A 1,741-nucleotide genomic window follows, 5' to 3' on the forward strand; every position below is an offset into this window, starting at 1 on the left:
GGCCAGGGTCCGACGGCTGATCCTGAGGCTGCTGCTGGCCGGGGTCCGACGGCTGATCCTGGGGCTGCTGCTGGCCCGGGTCCGAGGGCTGATCCTGGGGCTGGTCCTGCGGCTGCTGCTGACCGGGATCCGAGGGTTGGTCCTGAGGCTGCTGCTGGCCCGGGTCCGACGGCTCGTCGGAGGGCTGCGACTGCTGCGAGGGGGTCCCGGACGGGCGCTCGGTCTCCAGCGGGGTGAACCTGTCCGACGGCTTCATGGTGACCTTCGGCGCCTCCCGCAGCCGCGGCGCGTGCTGCTCGCCCGGCATCGCCAGGAACGAGGGGTAGTCGGCGCGGACCAGCACCGTGTCCTGCGGGTCGCCGCTGCCGTCGCCGTCACCGAGCGGGCGCTTCAGGAGCTGGGCCTTGCCGATCCCCACCAGGACGATGTGCTTGGCTTTCTTCGTGGCCGGCCGGATGACGGTCACCGTGCTCCGGGAGAAACCGTTCCACTCGGGCCCGGTGAAGGTCGGCTTGGCGTTGCGCGGCGGGGCCGAGACTTTTACCGGATTTCCGGGGTCGCACTTCACGACGGGCAGACCGCGCTCATCGACGAAAACCGCCGTTCCGGCCTGGAGAACGGCGGACACCGGCTTCACCCCACCACGGTAGCCGTAGGTCTTCGCGTAGGTGTCGGAGCGCAGGGTGACGCTCGTGAGGCGGTTGACGAAATCGGGGATGCCGTCGGGCGAGATGTGCTGGACCTTGCTCCAAGCGGCGCCCTTCTGCTTGTCGGCGTCGAGGTCATGGAGCAGTCCCTGCCGGTCACAGGGCTGCCGGTTCCGGACGCCGGCGTAGAGACCGGGGGTGTTGCCACGGAAGGCGCGCCCTCCGTTGGACGGCGAGACCACGTGTTTGCGGTCACGGCCTACGGAGGAGGTGAACGCGGGGACCGAGGTCTTTCCGACGGGTTCCCGCCGGTATTCGACCGTCGAGGCGTATCCGGGGGCTTCGCCGGGCGCCTCTTTGGCGGCTTCCCCGGATGCCTTTTCGGAGGAGGAGACCATCCCAAGGACCACCACAACGGCGACCACGACGACGAAACCGACGACGAATGCTGAACGACGCGAGGTGAGGTGCCATGAGATCGAGCGCATTTCCGCCTCCTTCCCTTACCTCGCCCCCTATCCTGCGCTCGTTCCGCACACCCCCGCTTCCCCCGAAACCTTGACATCTCACCCCACCTTCGGGGGACTTGAGCCCTGTTTGCCCGTCGCCGCTCGCAGAACCGCCCCCGGTCCGGGGTGCACCCGGACCGGGGGCGGTCACTACCCCTCGCGGTCTGTGCGCGGCGAATCCGCCGACCATGTCGGATCTTCACCGCGTATCTAGACTAAACGGACGTGCTCCAGTTGGCAGCAGAACGGACAGAAGATACGGACCGGAGTAACGGACCGCAGTGACGGACGGCAGCCGAGGAGGACCGGATGAGCGGCCCTGTCGTGGCGGGGGTCGACGGCTCCCGGCGCAGCCTTACGGCGGCCGAGTGGGCCGCGCGGGAGGCGGCGCGGCGCGGGGTCGCGCTGCGCCTCGTGCACGCCTGTCCGCCGCTGCCGCGCAGGGTCTCGCCGGTGCCCGGGGTGGACGCCTGGCAGAACGTGGGCGAGCAGATGCTCGGGCAGACGGTGGCCGACTTCCGGGCGCGCCTTCCGGAGCTCGGGATCGACGGGGAGCACACCGCCGCCGAACCTGCCGAGGCCCTG

2 protein-coding genes are annotated in these 1,741 nt (G+C 70.0%); one reads left to right on the plus strand and one right to left on the minus strand.

The features are described from left to right. Window positions 1-1,135: DUF6777 domain-containing protein (locus GWI24_RS44010; RefSeq protein ID WP_210951608.1), on the minus strand; the 1,135-nt coding region annotated here is incomplete at its 3' end. Window positions 1,136-1,465: 330 nt separating this feature from the next. Between GWI24_RS44010 and GWI24_RS44015 the strand changes: the two genes are divergently transcribed. Continuing rightward, window positions 1,466-1,741 (plus strand): universal stress protein (locus GWI24_RS44015; RefSeq protein WP_210951609.1); only part of this gene is annotated, 276 nt, incomplete at its 3' end.

The organism is Streptomyces sp. MK37H (genome assembly GCF_018035285.1).
Classification (GTDB): domain Bacteria; phylum Actinomycetota; class Actinomycetes; order Streptomycetales; family Streptomycetaceae; genus Streptomyces; species Streptomyces endocoffeicus.